19 protein-coding genes are annotated in these 15,970 nt (G+C 68.4%); 7 read left to right on the forward strand and 12 right to left on the reverse strand.

The genetic code is table 11. The features are described 5' to 3' along the window. The 6 genes from AX744_RS04535 to AX744_RS04555 all read right to left on the reverse strand — a co-directional run. On the reverse strand, positions 1–258 hold a 258-nt coding region (locus AX744_RS04535; RefSeq protein ID WP_061015522.1), incomplete at its 3' end, for a Dabb family protein. Continuing rightward, positions 255–554 (reverse strand): glutaredoxin family protein, encoded by a 300-nt coding sequence (locus tag AX744_RS04540; RefSeq protein WP_046747303.1) that lies wholly within the window; start codon positions 552–554, stop codon positions 255–257. The genes AX744_RS04535 and AX744_RS04540, both read right to left, overlap by 4 nt. Beyond that, positions 551–853 (reverse strand): rhodanese-like domain-containing protein, encoded by a 303-nt coding sequence (locus AX744_RS04545; RefSeq protein ID WP_058630462.1) that lies wholly within the window; start codon positions 851–853, stop codon positions 551–553. Before AX744_RS04545 ends, AX744_RS04540 begins: the two co-directional genes overlap by 4 nt. Positions 854–931: 78 nt before the next feature. Further along, on the reverse strand, positions 932–1,030 hold the full coding sequence (locus AX744_RS19915) for a 30S ribosomal protein bS22 (protein WP_003792170.1): 99 nt from the start codon (positions 1,028–1,030) through the stop codon (positions 932–934). 156 nt (positions 1,031–1,186) lie between these two features. Further along, complete coding sequence (locus AX744_RS04550; protein WP_017204627.1) at positions 1,187–1,378, reverse strand: helix-turn-helix domain-containing protein; 192 nt, start codon at positions 1,376–1,378, stop codon at positions 1,187–1,189. A 281-nt stretch (positions 1,379–1,659) separates the two neighbouring features. Further along, on the reverse strand, positions 1,660–2,076 hold the full coding sequence (locus AX744_RS04555) for an ArsR/SmtB family transcription factor (RefSeq protein ID WP_061015566.1): 417 nt from the start codon (positions 2,074–2,076) through the stop codon (positions 1,660–1,662). Positions 2,077–2,183: 107 nt separating this feature from the next. On the opposite strand from AX744_RS04555, the gene AX744_RS04560 reads away from it, so the two are divergent. The 4 genes from AX744_RS04560 to AX744_RS04575 all read left to right on the forward strand — a co-directional run bounded on the left by AX744_RS04560 (position 2,184) and on the right by AX744_RS04575 (position 6,706). Then, positions 2,184–3,614, forward strand: coding sequence for a TrkH family potassium uptake protein (locus tag AX744_RS04560; protein ID WP_046747301.1), 1,431 nt, complete (start codon positions 2,184–2,186; stop codon positions 3,612–3,614). Further along, positions 3,607–4,278, forward strand: coding sequence for a potassium channel family protein (locus AX744_RS04565; RefSeq protein WP_021198064.1), 672 nt, complete (start codon positions 3,607–3,609; stop codon positions 4,276–4,278). Before AX744_RS04560 ends, AX744_RS04565 begins: the two co-directional genes overlap by 8 nt. A 77-nt stretch (positions 4,279–4,355) precedes the next feature. Continuing rightward, positions 4,356–5,132: an ABC transporter ATP-binding protein gene (locus tag AX744_RS04570; RefSeq protein ID WP_046747300.1), complete on the forward strand. Its 777-nt coding sequence runs from the start codon at positions 4,356–4,358 to the stop codon at positions 5,130–5,132. A 47-nt stretch (positions 5,133–5,179) separates the two neighbouring features. Next, positions 5,180–6,706, forward strand: coding sequence for a hypothetical protein (locus AX744_RS04575; RefSeq protein WP_231728738.1), 1,527 nt, complete (start codon positions 5,180–5,182; stop codon positions 6,704–6,706). 69 nt (positions 6,707–6,775) lie between these two features. Here the strand turns inward: AX744_RS04575 and AX744_RS04580 are convergent, their stop codons facing one another. Both AX744_RS04580 and proC read right to left on the reverse strand, forming a co-directional pair. Continuing rightward, on the reverse strand, positions 6,776–7,063 hold the full coding sequence (locus AX744_RS04580; protein WP_061015524.1) for a DUF1905 domain-containing protein: 288 nt from the start codon (positions 7,061–7,063) through the stop codon (positions 6,776–6,778). A 3-nt stretch (positions 7,064–7,066) separates the two neighbouring features. After that, complete coding sequence (gene proC, locus AX744_RS04585; protein WP_061015525.1) at positions 7,067–7,906, reverse strand: pyrroline-5-carboxylate reductase; 840 nt, start codon at positions 7,904–7,906, stop codon at positions 7,067–7,069. A gap of 59 nt (positions 7,907–7,965) precedes the next feature. On the opposite strand from proC, the gene AX744_RS04590 reads away from it, so the two are divergent. Then, complete coding sequence (locus tag AX744_RS04590) at positions 7,966–8,937, forward strand: cation diffusion facilitator family transporter (RefSeq protein WP_061015526.1); 972 nt, start codon at positions 7,966–7,968, stop codon at positions 8,935–8,937. Positions 8,938–8,950: 13 nt separating this feature from the next. On the opposite strand, the gene tadA is transcribed toward AX744_RS04590, so the two are convergent. Beyond that, positions 8,951–9,406, reverse strand: coding sequence for a tRNA adenosine(34) deaminase TadA (tadA, locus tag AX744_RS04595; protein ID WP_058630456.1), 456 nt, complete (start codon positions 9,404–9,406; stop codon positions 8,951–8,953). 80 nt (positions 9,407–9,486) lie between these two features. On the opposite strand from tadA, the gene upp reads away from it, so the two are divergent. Then, positions 9,487–10,119 (forward strand): uracil phosphoribosyltransferase, encoded by a 633-nt coding sequence (gene upp, locus AX744_RS04600; RefSeq protein ID WP_021198071.1) that lies wholly within the window; start codon positions 9,487–9,489, stop codon positions 10,117–10,119. A gap of 39 nt (positions 10,120–10,158) precedes the next feature. Here the strand turns inward: upp and AX744_RS04605 are convergent, their stop codons facing one another. The 3 genes from AX744_RS04605 to nadE all read right to left on the reverse strand — a co-directional run bounded on the left by AX744_RS04605 (position 10,159) and on the right by nadE (position 15,301). Continuing rightward, complete coding sequence (locus tag AX744_RS04605; RefSeq protein ID WP_046747294.1) at positions 10,159–10,932, reverse strand: hypothetical protein; 774 nt, start codon at positions 10,930–10,932, stop codon at positions 10,159–10,161. Next, positions 10,929–14,399, reverse strand: a complete 3,471-nt coding sequence (locus tag AX744_RS04610) for a TM0106 family RecB-like putative nuclease (protein WP_061015527.1) — start codon at positions 14,397–14,399, stop codon at positions 10,929–10,931. The genes AX744_RS04605 and AX744_RS04610 overlap by 4 nt, the downstream gene beginning before the upstream one ends. 83 nt (positions 14,400–14,482) lie before the next feature. Next, the gene (gene nadE, locus AX744_RS04615) at positions 14,483–15,301 is read right to left on the reverse strand and encodes an ammonia-dependent NAD(+) synthetase (protein ID WP_061015528.1); all 819 of its coding nucleotides are present in this window, start codon (positions 15,299–15,301) and stop codon (positions 14,483–14,485) included. Positions 15,302–15,408: 107 nt separating this feature from the next. Here nadE and AX744_RS04620 point away from each other — a divergent pair, with 107 nt between their 5' ends. Continuing rightward, on the forward strand, positions 15,409–15,966 hold the full coding sequence (locus AX744_RS04620; RefSeq protein WP_061015529.1) for a phosphorylase family protein: 558 nt from the start codon (positions 15,409–15,411) through the stop codon (positions 15,964–15,966). The last annotated feature ends 4 nt before the right edge of the window (positions 15,967–15,970 follow it).

Raw genomic sequence — 15,970 nt, forward strand, 5'->3', positions numbered from 1 at the left:
GATGTACGTGGCGACCTCGGCGTGCGCGGGATGCACCTGATACTCGTCGATCGCTTCGACCGACGCGAAGTCCGCGACGAGCGTGACGTCCCAGTTCGCCTCCGGGTAGGCGACGTTCGCCCCTGCCGAGATGGTGAGCAGCTGCGGCACGACGCCGTCGAGCGCGTTGAGGCGGCGGGCGACTTCCGCAGCCTGCGCCGCGCGCTCGGCAGCATCTTCGGAAGCGAGCTTCCAGGTCACGACATGGCGGATCGTCATAGCGCTTCCTTCACTCCGGTCTTCGCCGCCCCGTCACGGAGAGCGCCCTCGAGCGCCTCACGCAGTCGATCGGGTGCCACGCGCCAGTGCGCATGCAGCTCGCCGTCGATCAGGACCACGGGGATCTTCTCCCACCACAGCTCGTACAGTGCGGGGTCGTCCTGGATCGACGCCTCGACGATCTCGATCTGCTCGGCTGCGGCGTCTGGCAGTTCGGCGACCACGGCGTCGATGACGTCGGAGGCGACGTCGCACAGGTGGCAGTCGGGCTTGCCGATCAGAGTCAGCGTGGTCACGCCGACGGCACCTCGACCGCGCGGCCCTGGGCGATCCACTCGCCGGTCCCGCCCTCGACGTTCGTGGCGTCGTAGCCGCGCGACTCGAGCGCCTCGACCACACGCGCCGATCGACCGCCGGCCTGGCAGATGACGTCGAACGCCTCGCTCGGCAGCTCCTCGAGACGGTTGCCGATCTCCGACATGGGGATGTTGACGGCGCCGGGGACGTGTCCCGCGGCGAACTCGTCCACTTCCCGTACATCGATGAGCGGGGTACCGGTGCGCTCGGCGAGCTCGGTGACGGTGATCGACTTCATGACAACCTCTCGGCAGGACGGAGATGGGGCCGGAGACACAAAGCGCCCGTCCGAAGACAGGCGCTCGTGTCTGGTCGCTTACTTCTTGTTGCGACGCTGGTGGCGAGTCTTGCGAAGCAGCTTGCGGTGCTTCTTCTTCGCCATGCGCTTGCGGCGCTTCTTGATGACAGAACCCACGGAAACCTCACTAAGTCAGTGGCTGGGTGTCTCCGAAATCGGACACCCGGGTACGGGCACGGAAAATGCCTCGGGTCAGTCTAGCAAACCCGAAGGCGTGGGCTGTCACACGCGCCTTCCGCCCGAGGGCGGCCGAGCATGGGACAGCCTGCGACGTCAACCGACGTCGGCGATGGGTCGCTGCAGCGCATCGGCCACAGCGGACTCCGGAACACGATAGCTGCGGCCGAAACGGACGGCGGGCAGCTCCCCAGCATGAACCAGCCGGTACACGGTCATCTTGGACACGCGCATCAGCTCGGCGACCTCAGCAACCGTGAGGAATCGGACGTCAGGAACCTCGGGCATCCCACGTACCCCTTTCTCGATGTGCACACTCTATGTGGTAGCTGGGACACGTGTAAACCTCTGTGACCCGTGTGATCAGTGAGGCATCGCGGGACTCTGAGAGGCGCCCAGCCGGCGCATAGGCATTCTGCGGGCTTCGCTCAATCGCGACTGGCAGAGTCATCGCAGGTCTCGTGCGGCACCGCCGAGTCCGCCCCCCGGGTGTGGGGACCCGCACCTCTCCCCTGACGGCAAGCCCCCCGTGTCGTCAGGGGAGAGTCGTTGCGGGGATCGCCCGAACGTCAGGCGCCGAGGCGCTTGAGGGCCGACGCGACCACATGCTTCGCGGATGCCGCCGCGCGTCCGACGACCTCGGCCGCGTGGGCGGCGCTGTCGGGAAGCGAGGCACCCGGGTATGCGATGTCGGGCGCACCATCTCCGAAGGCATCCACCAGGAACGGCACCAGCCAGTCGTCGACGACCTCGAGCGGCTCGACCGCGAGGCTGTAGAAGCGACGCTGTCCGTCCTCGCGCACGGTGACGAGTTCGGCATCGCGGAGCACCTTGAGGTGCTTCGACACGGTGGGCTGGCTGATACCCAGATCGGCGACGATCTGGCTGACGCTGGTGCCGGCCTCTCCTTCGGTCGTGCGCCGCAGCAGGAGCTGGAGGATGTCTCGCCTCGTACCGTCTGCGATCACGTCGAAGATGTCCGTCATGAGTTCAGGGTAGTCGTCCCCGGCACGGAGTACCATGACGAAGGCTCGGCGACAGGCGCCGTGCCGCCGCCCGAGGCAGGGCGTGCGACGACACACAGGGGGCAGCGATGTCGGGCATCGTTTCGGCGTCGTCCCCGCGCGAGAGCCTGAAGAGCGCAGCCGGCTGGGTCAAGCACCTCGTGACGTCATCGCCGTCGCGCTTCGCGATCGTGATCTTCGCTCTGCTGATCCTCGTCTTCACGGTGCTGCTCTCCCTGCCCATCGCCTCCGCGTCCGGCAGGGTCACCCCCCTCAGCGATGCGCTGTTCACCGCCGTCTCCACCATCTGCGTGACGGGACTCGCCACCGTCGACATGGCCAACTACTGGTCGCCCTTCGGACACGTGCTGATCTTCCTCGGCGTGAACATCGGCGCGCTGGGGGTGCTGACCCTCGCATCGCTCATGGGAATGCTGATCTCGAAGCGTCTCGGTCTGCGAGCCAAGCTGATGGCGGCAGGCGACACGAACCCGATGCGCGCGCACGGCGGTGTCGTCAACGAGAGCCAGACCGTGCGACTCGGCGAGGTCGGCCAGCTACTCACCACGGTCGCCGTCTCGGCGCTGATCATCGAGGCGTCGCTCGCGATCCTCCTCTACCCCGCTCTCGTGATGGCCAAGGTCGACCCGATCGCGGCGCTCTGGGAGGCGCCCTACTTCGCGGCGATGGCGTTCACGAACACCGGATTCGCGCCGAACGACGGCGGCGTCGCCGTCTTCGCCGACGACTACCTGGTGCTCTCGCTCCTGATGGTCGGCGTCTTCCTCGGCAGCATCGGCTTCCCGGTCATCTATACCCTCGCCAAGCATGTCTGGCATGTGAAGCGCTGGTCCCTGCACTCCAAGCTCACCATCGTCACCACCGTCCTGCTCTTCATCCTGGGTGCGGCCGTCTTCGTGATCCTCGAGTTCAACAACCCGAAGACCTTCGGCTCGATGGATGCCACCGACACCACGTTCCAAGCCTTCTTCCTGTCGGCGATGACACGCTCCGGCGGCTTCAACGTGATCGAGATGGACGACCTGAACGGCTCGTCCCTGCTCGCGGCGAGCATGCTCATGTTCGTCGGCGGCGGCTCCGCCTCGACCGCGGGCGGGATCAAGGTGACCACCCTCGCCGTCCTCGCCATCGCCGTCTGGTCCGAGGCCAAGGGACGCCAGTCCGTCGAAGCCTTCGGTCGCCGCATCCCCAGCGACGTGCAGCGCGTCGCCCTCAGCGTCGTCGCGTGGGGAGCGACGATCGTCGCGCTGTCGACCATCGTGATCGCGCAGATCACCAAGGCCGACATCAGTCACGTGCTCTTCGATGTGATCTCCGCGTTCGGTACCGTCGGTCTCTCGACAGGCCTCACCGGCGAGCTGCCGGATTCCGCCTCCTACGTCATGGCCGCGACGATCTTCATGGGCCGCGTTGGTACAGTGACTCTCGCCGCGGCGGTCGCCGCGACATCGCGAACGCAGTACTACTCACTGCCCGTGGAAAGGCCGATCGTTGGTTGAAGTCCTCCGGGGCGACGCTCCCGTCCTCGTCATCGGCCTCGGCCGGTTCGGTGCCGCCTGCGCCGGTGAGCTCGACCGCCTCGACCGCGAGGTGCTCGCGATCGACGACAACCTCGAGCTCGTGCAGAAGTGGTCCGACCGCGTCACGCACACCGTCCAGGCCGACGCCAAGAACATCGACGCCCTGCGGCAGATCGGTGCGCAGGACTTCCAGGTGGCCGTCGTGGCCGTCGGCTCCTCCATCGAGGCTTCGGTGCTCATCACGGCGAACCTCGTCGACCTCAAGGTCCCGCAGATCTGGGCCAAGGCGGTCTCGCAGTCGCACGGCAAGATCCTGGCGCGCGTCGGCGCCAACCACGTCATCTACCCCGAGCGCGAGGCCGGCGAGCGCGTCGCGCACCTCGTCTCCGGGCGCATGCTCGATTTCATCCGCTTCGACGACGACTTCGTGCTCGCCAAGATGTACCCGCCGAAGTTCATCCGCGGCGTCGGCCTGAACGAGTCCGGCGTGCGCTCGAAGTACAAGGTGACCGTCGTGGGCGTGAAGAGCCCGGGCAAGCCGTTCCGCTACGCCGAGGCGAACACCATCGTGACCAACCACGACCTGATCATCGTGTCCGGTACGAACAGCGACATCGAGCGGTTCGCCGGCCTCGACCGCTGACGTCTCCCTCCCGCCTTCCGAGCGACTCCCCCTCGCGGCGGATGCGCGACGCCCGGCGGCCGTGGTGGGATGGGGCCATGACCGACCCCACAGCGGCCCCGCCCGTCCTCGCCCTTCGCGGGCTTCGCAAGCAGTTCGGGCAGAAGGTCGCCGTCGACGGTCTGTCCCTCGACGTGCCGCCCGGATCCATGCTGGGCCTGCTCGGGCCGAACGGCGCAGGCAAGACCACGACGCTCGCGATGGCCACCGGACTGCTCCGCCCCGATGCCGGCACGGCGTGGGTGCTGGGCGCCGACGTGTGGCAGAACCCCGCCGAGGCGAAAGCCCGCATGGGTGTGCTCCCCGACGGCATCCGCATGCTCGATCGTCTCAGTGGAGCAGAGCTGCTGCGATACACCGGACTGCTGCGCGGCATGGCAGAGGCCGACGTCGTCTCGCGGACGGGTGACCTGCTCGAGGCGCTGGGGCTCGCAGAGGCGCGAGACACCCTCGTCGTGGACTACTCCGCCGGCATGCGCAAGAAGATCGGGCTCGCCTGCGCGCTGATCCACGCTCCCCGCCTGCTCATCCTGGATGAGCCGCTGGAGGCCGTCGATCCCGTCTCGGGCGAGACGATCCGCCAGATCCTGCGCTCGTTCGTCGACGGCGGCGGCACCGTGGTGCTGTCGAGCCACGTGATGGAGCTCGTCGAGTCGATGTGCGACCGGGTGGCCATCGTCGCCGAGGGGCGCCTGCTCGCGCACGGTCCGCTCGACGAGGTGCGAGCCGGACTCTCGCTTCAGCAGCGGTTCCTCACGCTCGTCGGGGCGCACGATCTCGGGACGGAGACGCTCGCATGGTTGCGCTCCTCGTAAGCCTGCGCTGGCGGCAGTTGCGGCATCAACTGTCGCGGAACCCGTGGATGATCGTCACCCTGATCATCACGGGGATGATCGCCCTCGGGCTCCTCGCCGGACTCGCTGCGGGTCTCGTCGCTCTGCGCTTCGCCGCACCGGAGGGCGCTGTCACCGCCATCGTGCTCACCGGGTCCGTGCTCGTCCTCGGATGGTGGATCGGCTCCATCCTGGTCAGCGCCGACGACTCCCTCGCCCCCGAGCGCTTCGCCCTGCTGCCGGTGACCGCCCCCTCCCTGTTGCCGGGCTTCGTCGTCGCCGGAGCCACGACCATCGGCGGCATCGGGACCACGGTCGCCCTGCTGCTGATGCTCCTCGGCTGGTCGGTGAGCCTTCCCGCACTGCTCACCGCGGTGATCATGATCCCGGTGGCGGTCGTGACCTGCGTGCTCGGTGCCCGCGTGGTGAGCGGACTGCTCGCCGGATGGCTGGCCCGACGCAGCACCCGCGACCTGGTGCTGACCCTCGGGGTGCTGCTCGCCGCCTCGTCCGGCCTCATCCTCAACCTCGGGATCGGGGCGCTCACCACCGTGACGGACGCCGGGAGTGCCTTCGCCTCGGCTGCCGACATCGCCGCCTGGACGCCGTTCGGCGCCGTGTTCGGGGTGTCGGCATCGGCAGCGCAGGGCGACGTGCTCACCGCGACGCTGCGATTGCTGATCGCCCTCGCGACGGTCGTGGTCCTGTGGTGGGCGTCTCAGCGGCTGCTCGCCGCCCGGCTCGTCTCCCCCATCCAGAGCAGCGGCGGTGGACGGGTGCGCTCCGGCGGTCTGCTCGATCGACTGCTGCCGGCGAACCCGATGGGTGCGATCGCCGCACGATCTCTGCACTACTACCGCCGCGACCCGCGGCAGCTCGTCAACATCGTGATGCTCCTGCTGCTGCCCGCGATCTTCATCGGCATCGCGCTCATGAACGGCCTGCAGGAGGCGTCCCTCGGTTTCGCCCCCGCGATCACACTGATCCCGGCGATCAACGCTCTCCTCGCCGGGACGATCGTGCAGATGTCGATCGCCTATGACAACGATGCCGTCGCGGCGCACATCCTCACGGGTGTGTCCGGGGCGGCGGACCGTGCCGGGCGCCTGCTCGGCTTCGGGATGATCGCAGTGCCGGTGACGCTCGCCCTGTGCGTGGCGACCTGCCTCCTCGCCGGGCGGCCGGATCTGCTCCCCGGCAGCATCGGCGCATCCCTCGGTCTCACGGCGATCGCTGCAGGGGCCGGCGCCTGGGTGGGGAGCTTCCTTCCGGGCCGTGCGCCCGCTCCGGAAGCCAATCCCTTCGGGCGCGGATCATCCGGCGGGGTGCAGTCGCTGCTCGCGATGATCATCATCGGACCCATCACGCTCGTCCTCGGAGCACCCGCATTCGGGTTCGCCATCGCGGCGATCTGGAGTCCCACGCTCGGCTGGATCAGCCTCGCGTGCGGACTCGCGTTCGGCGGCCTCGCGCTCTGGGGAGGGACCGTGCTGGGCGGGAAGATGCTGGATCGCCGCTGGCCCGAGGTGCTCGCCGACGTGTCCAGCGAGAGTTGAGCGCGGACGGATCCCACGCGACACGCAGGCCCCGGGCGCCAGGCCTCCCGCGACATCAGGCCCGACGGATCAGGCGTCGATGTCGAGGACGACCTCGATCACGTCGTCCACCCCGAGGCCCTCGCCGTCCTGCAGCGTCTTCTTGATCGGCACGATGTAGCCGCCGTCCTTCGGCCACAGGGCCGTGGCCACGGTGGTGGTGCCTACGGAAACCCTGGCCGGGATCATGCCCCAGCCATAGGTCACGACAGAGGCGATCTCGTGGATCGTCTCGCTCTCGGCAGGCGGCACGGTGACGAAGTGGAAAGGCGCGGGCCCGCGCCAGTACCAGATGGGTCCCTCGATCCTCAGCCGCATGGTTCAGGCTCCGGCGGCGAGCTCCCTGGCACGCGCGAGTGCGGCGTCCGCAGCCTCCGCGAAGGTGCGATCGAGGCGTGCTTCCTGCAGTACGTCGACCGCCCGCTCCGTCGTCCCCTTCGGGCTCGTGACCCGACGGCGCAGCTCTGCAGGAGCCTCGCCGGAGGCGTCGAGCAGGGCCGTCGCCCCGATGAACGTCTGCTCGACCATGAGCCGCGCATCCGCATCGGTGAAGCCCATGCCGACGGCGGCCTTGGTGAGCTCCTCGATCAGCAGGTACACGTAGGCCGGTCCCGATCCCGAGATCGTGGACAGCGCGTCGATCTGCGACTCGGGAACCTCGACGACGGCGCCGACGGTCTCGAACAGACGACGGACGAGGGCGATGTCTTCGGCGGGAACCTCGGCACCGGCGGCGAGCCCCGTCACTCCCTTGCGCACCGTCGACGGCGTGTTCGGCATCGAGCGGATCACCCTCGCCTCCGAACCCAGCACATCGGCGAAGGTCTGCAGCGTGACCCCGGCGGCGACGCTCACCACGATCGCATCAGCGGCGAGGTGCGGGGCGATCTCGCGGAGCAGGTCCGGCACCATCGCCGGCTTCACGCCGACGAGCACGATCCGCGCACCGGCAGCCGCCTCGACGTTGCCCTCCGGCCGATCGGCGAGCGCGATGCTGGTGACCTCGTCGAGGCCGGCGAACGCCTCTGCCTTCTCCGCCGTGCGGTTCGTCGCGGTGATCCCGCCATCGATGCGGACACCCGAGGCGACCACTCCGCGGAGGATCGCACCGCCCATCGAGCCGGCACCGAGGAAAGCGAGCGAAGGAAGCGAGTCAGACATGTCGTCATCCTACGGCGGGCACTCCGACATCCCCGGGCGGGCGGTTCTAGACTCGTCCCATGAGTGCATCCGGAGGCAACAAGGCCATCGTCGCGGCGTTCCTGGCGAACATGGGAATCGCCCTCGCGAAGTTCATCGCCTGGGCACTCTCCGGCTCCGCCTCGATGCTCGCCGAGGCCATCCACTCCGTCGCGGACTCCGGCAACCAGCTGCTCCTGATGCTGGGCGGACGCAAGGCTCGGCGCGAGGCCGACCGCGCGCACCCGTTCGGCTACGGTCGCGAGCGCTACGTCTACGCGTTCGTCGTGTCGATCATCCTGTTCTCGGTCGGCGGTCTCTTCGCGATCTACGAGGGCGTCGAGAAGCTCACGAATCCGCATGAGCTCGACAAGACGTGGTGGTGGCTCCCGCTCGTGGTGCTCGTCATCGCGATCGGGCTCGAGTCGTTCTCGTTGCGCACAGCCGTGCGGGAGAGCAACCTCGTGCGGGAGAAGGGGCAGTCGTGGGTGTCGTTCGTGCGCCGCTCCAAGGCACCCGAGCTCCCCGTCGTGCTGCTGGAGGACGTGGGCGCCCTGACCGGCCTCACGTTCGCCCTGCTCGGCGTCGGCCTCACGCTGCTCACCGGCAATCCGATGTTCGACGCACTCGGCACCGTGATGATCGGTGTGCTGCTGGTGCTGATCGCGATCGTGCTGGGTGTCGAGACGAAGAGCCTCCTGGTCGGCGAGGGCGCCGCCCAGGCCGACCACGACCGCATCGTGGATGCGATCAACGCCGGTGACGAGATCGAGAAGATCATCCACATGAAGACCCTCTACCTCGGCCCGGACGAGCTGATGGTGGCGGCGAAGATCGCCCTCAACGCGGACAAGCCGCTGCGGGAGGCCGCCGACGACATCGACGCGATCGAGGCTCGGATCAGGGAGGCCGTGCCTGTCGCGCGGGTCGTCTACATCGAGCCCGACGTCTACCGCCCCGCGATCGACCCGGAGCCCTCGACCGACGTCTTCGTGCTGAAGTCGTCGGACTGAACGGGGACCGCGTTCAGCGCCGCTGCTCGAAGAACGAACGCAGCAGCGCGGTCGCAGCCTCAGCCTCGACGCCGCCGACCACCTCGGCACGATAGGGCAACCGTCGATCGCGCAGCACGTCGTACATCGATCCGGCAGCACCGGCCTTGTCGTCCCATGCTCCGAACACCACACGACTGATGCGTGCCTGCAGGACGGCGCCGGCGCACATGATGCAGGGTTCGAGGGTCACCACGAGTGTGTGCTGCTCGAGATTCCAGGACCCGACCGCTGCCGCCGCGCGACGGAGCGCCTCGACCTCGGCGTGCCCCGTCGGGTCGTGGGTCTCCTCGCGAGTGTTGCGTCCCTCGGCGATGATCCGGCCTTCGGGATCGAGGACCACCGCTCCGACCGGGATCTCGGATGCCATGGCCGCTTCGCTGGCGAGCTCGAGGGCACGCGTCATCGCGCGTCGGTCGGCTGCGGTCATGCGTCGAGCCTACGACAGCCGTCGAGCCCGGCCCGAGTCCCGATGTCGTGCCTGACCGCGTGGCGCATTACCCTGTATTCATGCGTGTTCACGTGGCCGACCACCCTCTCATCACTCACAAGCTCTCGGTGCTGCGCGACGCGCGCACGCCCTCACCGGTGTTCCGGCAGCTCACGGAGGAGCTCGTGACACTGCTCGCGTACGAGGCGACCCGCAACGTGAAGGTCAGCCCGATCGAGATCACGACTCCGGTGACCACCACGACGGGTGTGAAGATCTCGGAGCCCCGCCCCATCGTGGTGCCGATCCTGCGCGCCGGTCTCGGCATGCTCGAAGGCCTCGTGAAGCTGCTTCCGACGGCTGAGGTCGGCTTCCTCGGCATGGTGCGCGATGAGACCACCTTCGAGCCGACCACCTACGCCGAGCGGTTGCCCGACGACCTGAGCGACCGCCAGTGCTTCGCGATCGACCCCATGCTGGCGACCGGTGGTTCGCTCGCCGCCGCGATCCAGTTCCTGTTCGACCGCGGCGCCAAGGATGTCACGGCCATCTGCCTGCTCGGCACTCCCGAGGGCGTCGCCGCGATCGAGGCGATGGCCGGCGACCGCGACGTGACCCTCGTGCTCGGCGCGCTCGACGAGCGTCTCGACGAGAAGGGCTACATCGTGCCCGGCCTCGGCGACGCGGGCGACCGGCTCTACGGCACGGTCTAATCCTCGGCAGCGTACGACCTCTTCGGTGCGTCTTCCGCCTCAGATGGTGAGGCGGTAGGCGCGCTCATCTCCGTGGTGAGTGAAGCCCGCACGGGCGAGGATGGGCGCTGACGTCGAGACGCGACCCTTCACCAGGGCCGTCTTCGCTCCCCATGCCGCACCCTGCCGCAGTCTCTCGGCCAGCACTGCGCGGTAGGCGCCGCGACCGCGGTGGCTCTCCAGTGTGGATGCACCCCAGAGCCGCACGAACCCGTCCTCGATCGTGCATCCTCCGGTGCTGACGGCGCGTCCATCGATGCGCGCGAGCACACGGAACCCGGTCTGCGCCTCGAGCGCCGCGGACACCTCGTCGAGTTCGGCCCGGAGACCCTCCTCATCGAGGGGCTGCTGGTGCCACACGGGCACATTGACGCCGTCGAGGTCGCGTACCTGATCGAGGGTACGCACGATCTCGGTGGACACGTCGGACGGCACCTCGACCTCCACCTCGTCGACGGGTCGTGCGAACACCGCCACCGTATCGATGTGCTCTGCCCCGCGTCGCCGAAGCTCGTCCTCGACGTCGGGCCGGTCGGAAGGATTCGTCCAGAACGTGAACTGCGAGGCGCCCCATGCTCTCGTCCGCGCCAGTGCGCCATCCACCACGTCGACGGCCGACAGCGCGGAGTCGACCTGCGAACCTCGCACTCCCCCGCCGAACCGTGCAGGATCCCGCACGAGGAGCAGATGCTCGCGCTCGTGCTCACTGTCGCGGGGAAACCACACCCACGCTGCCGCGGCGCGCATGATCTGGTCGGTGGTGTGGGCGCTCACTCGGCCGCTCCGACGAGCCGGGCGAACGCGCTGAGCCTGGCGACGCCCTCAGGCGTATACGGCAGGTCGTCGAGCAGCGCGGGCGAGTGGATCAGGTAGGCGACGACCTGTGCCCGGGAGATCGCGACGTTGAGGCGGTTCTGGAGCAGCAGGAACTCCGGACCGCGCGGCGCATCCCGACCGCTCGACGCCGCGAGCGAGGTGATGGAGACCACTGCCTCCTTGCCCTGGAAGTTGTCGACCGTGCCGACAGGGATGTCAGGGAAGCCGGCGTCGGCGAGCGCGTCGAGCACCAGCTGACGCTGCGCGTTGTAGGGCGTGACCACGATGATGTCGGACTGCGCGAGTGGTCGCGTCGACGCCTCGGGGTCGTTGTCGGTGAAGACCCGGCCGACCAGATCGGCGACCAGGCGGACGACCTCTGCCGCTTCCTCGGGCGATTGCGTCGCGTTTCTGCGGTGGCGCAGCGGGACGACATGGAGACCCGCGTCGACACCCTCGAGCGACCGGAGTTCGGTTCCGGGAGCCGAGGCGAGCTGTCCCGCGTAGGCGAGCTTCGACACCGGAGCGGCCACAAAGGGGTGCATCCGCCACGACCGAGCGAGGAAGTAGCCGTACTCGGGCCGCACGACCGGATCGCCGTCCATCACCCAGCCGAGAGCGGACGTGTCCACCGGTTCGGGGTGGGCGCCCTGGCTCACCTGCGGGAGCTGCTGCGGGTCGCCGAGGAGCAGCAGCCGTTTCGCTCCGGCCGCGACCGCGATCGTCGAGGCGAGCGAGAACTGCCCCGCCTCGTCGATCACGAGGAGATCGAGCCCGGCCCGTTCGACGCGCTGGGTGTTGCTGAAGTCCCAGGCCGTACCGCCCACGACCGCGCCCTCACCGGCGTGCTCGGCGAGGAAGGAGGCCATGCCGTTCTTCGGGATCACGGTGTATGACGGGTCCGCATCGGGATCCTTCGGCGCCTTCGCCACCTGGGCGGGCGAGACGCCGTCGGCGACGATCCGCTCGAGAAGCGTGTCGATGATGGCGTGCGACTGCGCCACGACGCCGACCTTGAAGCCGTGCTCGTTGACCAGACGCGCGATCACGCGCGAACCCGTGTAGGTCTTCCCCGTCCCCGGAGGGCCCTGCACGGCGAGGTAGCTGTGATCGAGGTCGAGCACTCCGCGCACGATCGCATCGATCGTGTCATCACCTGCTTCCGGGAGCGCGCCGCCCGAGAAGGTGCGCGGGGGCAGTCGGCGCAGGATGTCGGTGGCCGCATCCTGGGGGAAGCCCGGCGCGGCCAGGTGCACCGCGTCGGCCCACTCGTCGATCGCGCCCTGCAGCGACACCACCCGAGGCGGAGCCGCCGGAGTGAGCGCAAGCGGCAGCTCATCCCAGGTCTGTCCCTGCACAGCCGCTTCTGTGACGAGGTAGCCGTCGTCGAGCACCTCGGCGATCGTGACCGTGTGCGGTACGTGGACGGCGCGTGAGGGCACCTCGGTGTCGAACGGGGCTGGCACCTCGTACAGCGCGAACGGCTGGGCACCGGGACCGAGCGTGGTGCCGGGTGACACCTCGCCGCGGATCTCGATGTCCCTGGACATCACTCTCCGCCCCTCGATGATGCTCCACTCCCGGACGACCGATGACGACGGACGGTCTACCCGCACCACATCACGCGTGCCGTCCCACATCGTGACCGGTTCGCGCAGCCTCTGGAAGTGCGACACCCAGAAGCTCTTCGCTTCACGGGGGAAGTAGTCGATGGCCGCGGCCGCGATGCGGTGCACCTGTCCGTCGCCGCCTGCCTCCACGGCGCGCTCCGCATCGGCGAGGAGCGCGACCGATCGGGGAGACGGCTCATAGATGACCTCGTCCGCGTCGTCGGGGGGCGCCGGCGTGACGCCCTTCTCCCTCGCGATGTCGATCAGCCAGTTGCGCAGGCGCCGTGTCGAGACGCAGTCGTAGCGGTTGTAGTCGGCGAGGTCGGCGAGGACCGCGTCTGCTTCGGACCGCTGCCCGGCCGCGGCGAGCTCGCGGGCCGCGACGTACTGCACGATCGAGTCGTCACCCTTCTGCACGTCGCTCGTCCGGACGTCGTCGCCCATGTAGAGCGGCTCGAGCTTCTTGATCGAGTACGACCGAGAGCCCACCCTGACCGTCCGCAGCACGAGCGGATACAGATCGACGAACACCCCTTCACGGAGCAGCCGATCGACCTCGCCCTCGCGCACTCCGTGCCGCGCTGCCATGGCCACGAGATGCGAGGTCTCGTACGGGGCATAGTGATAGATGTGCATTCCCGGATGCGCCGCTCTGCGGGCATTGACGAAGTCGAGGAACGTCTCTAGCGCCCGCTTCTCTTCGGCGAACGTATGCGCCCACAGTGCCGAGTACTGGTCGGCGTTGTCCACCCAACCGAAGAGGTAGTCGATCCCCCAGTGCGCCTCGCCGTCGGGAGCAGGCTCGGTGTACAGCGGGTCGCCCTCGAAATCGAAGAAGATGTCGCCGTGGCTGGGGAGCGGGAGCGTGTGGATGGCCTGCGCGTAGTGCACGTCGAAGGTCGGCACACCCTCGGTGTCAGCCCGCAGCTGCAGGCGGGCCTGGGCACGGAGCGTCTCGAACGTATCGGCGTTCATCCCCGTCGGCGCCTCGATCGCGCCGGCCAGGGCGTCGATCGTCTCGATGCCTGCAGCCCGGAGCCGAGCTCGCTGCACCGGACGCATCCGCGCCACCATCAGCAGGTCCCGGTGTGCGAGCACCTGCTCCTCGCAGGTCGCGCAGCGCCCGCAGGCGACCACCTGGAGGTCACCGCGATCGTCGCCCCAGGCCAGAGGAGCGCCCGCGGCGCCGTCGGCGATGCGGCGATCCGCGATGAGGGCGCGCAACCTTGCCCTGCGCACCTGGAACAACGGGAGCAGATCGTCGACGGCGTGCGTGCTGAGCGTGCCGTCTCCGAGGATCAGGTCTACCTCGTCGGAACGGGGGATCCGCAGGCGGTCGAGCTGGTCGACATATGCCGCGAGCTGCATGAGAGCTGTCACACGGGCTTTGCGGGCGAGCTTCGAGTCCTGCACACGCCAGCGCCCGTCATCGCCTTTGCGCAGGAAGTCCGCGAACCCGACGAACTCGTCCGTCGCGAAAGCCGCCTGGAACACGACGAGCGCATCCGAGCGCAGTGCAGCCACCGTCTCGTCGACTGCTGCAGCGAGCGCTTCCGCGTCGACCGAGGACACCTTCTCGATGCGGTGCACGTTCTCGTCACCGAGATCGTGGATGTACCGGTCGAGCACGTTCTGCTCGTGCACGTCGCCGAGCTCGGCCGCGCGCTTCAGAGTCGCATCCTCCGGCTCTTCGACGGCGGGGACGCGCCCCAGCTTCGCGTCGATCGCCCGGGCCCACGCGAACTCGCACTCGGCGGCCGCCTTGAGGTCGCTCGCGCTCCAGATGACGCGTTGCGCCTGAGTGTCGATCCGCACGATGCTCCCGTTCTGTCGGATGCTTCGACACTATCCGCGGCATCGGACACAGGCGAAAGCGGACGGCTCCTCGACGCGCGGGTTCAGCGCCACCAGGTGTCGTCGGGCGTCACCGGGAGGTGTCGCTTGTGCTGCGTCGCGAGATACCTGGCCTCGATGCGACCGGCGACCTCAGGATCGACCTCGCGCCCCTCGAGGAAGTCGTCGATCTGCTCGTACGTGAGGCCGAGTTCGTCCTCGTCGGCGCGTCCGGGCTGGCCGTCCAAGAGATCGGCCGTCGGCACCTTGAAGGCGAGTCGGTCCGGAGCGTCGAGGAACTGGAGCAGCGAGCGTCCCTGCCGCTTGCTGAGACCGGACAACGGGAGGATGTCGGCAGCGCCGTCACCGAACTTCGTGTAGAAGCCGGTCACCGCCTCCGCCGCATGGTCGGTGCCGATCACCAGCAGTCCGTCGTGACCGGCGAGCGCATACTGCGTGACCATGCGGACGCGAGCTTTGATGTTGCCGCGGTTGAAGTCGCTGATGTCGCTCGTGACCGCGAACTCGATGTCCTCCTCCACTCCGTCGACACCGTTCTGGATGTTGACCTCGACGGAGGAGTCGGGCGCGATGAACGCCAGCGCGGCTTCCGCGTCTTCGGCATCGTGCTGAACCCGATAGGGCAGACGCACCGCGAGGAACTTCGCCTCGCCGCCCTCGGCGCGCACACGCTCCACCGCGAGCTGTGCCAGACGGCCGGCCAACGTGGAGTCCTGCCCGCCCGAGATCCCGAGCACGAACCCCTTCGCTCCGGTGGCACGCAGGTAGTCGGCGAGGAAGCCGATCCGACGATCGGTCTCGGCCTCAGGATCGATCTCGGGCCTGACGCCGAGGTCTTCAGAGATCTGCTTCTGCAACGACATGTCATCCTCCGTCTTGTCCTCGACCAGTATCGCCCCTGCGTGTTACGTCCGGGTGACACCGCGGCGTTCGCATGCTCCTGCCAGCGAAGGCCTGAGAGAATGGACCGGTGAAGCTCCTCGTCGCTGCCCTCGATTCCGAACTGTCCGCATTCCCGGAGGAGCTCGACGGCTTCGACCGACTCGTGACCGGCGCCGGAAAGCTGCCGGCCACGTACGGCCTGACCCGCGCACTCGATGCCAAGGTCTACGACGAGATCGTGGTGGTCGGAACAGCCGGAGCCATCGAGCCCGGCCTCGAGGCGACCGTCCACGAGGTCGGCAGCGCGTTCCAGCACGACGTCACCGACCTCGACGGCGTTCGCGGGCAGCACGTCACACTGCCTGCACGCGTCTCCACCGGACGCGACGGCGTGTTGATCGCGACCGGTGACCACTTCGTCGAGGACGCCGAGGTCACCGCCGTGATCCGCCCCTCCGGTGCTGCACTGGTCGACATGGAGACCTACGCCTTCATCTGGGTCGCCGAGCAGTTCGGTGTTCCGATCCGCGTGTTGCGTGCGGTGTCGGACCAGGCGGAAGACAGCGCGCTGACAGACTGGCGCGAGGCCGTCGCCCGCTGCAGCGTGCAGCTGCGCGACGTCATCCGCAGCGAATACGGCGTCTGACGCA

Source organism: Microbacterium sp. CCH5-D1 (assembly GCF_001557335.1).
Lineage (GTDB): Bacteria > Actinomycetota > Actinomycetes > Actinomycetales > Microbacteriaceae > Microbacterium > Microbacterium oxydans.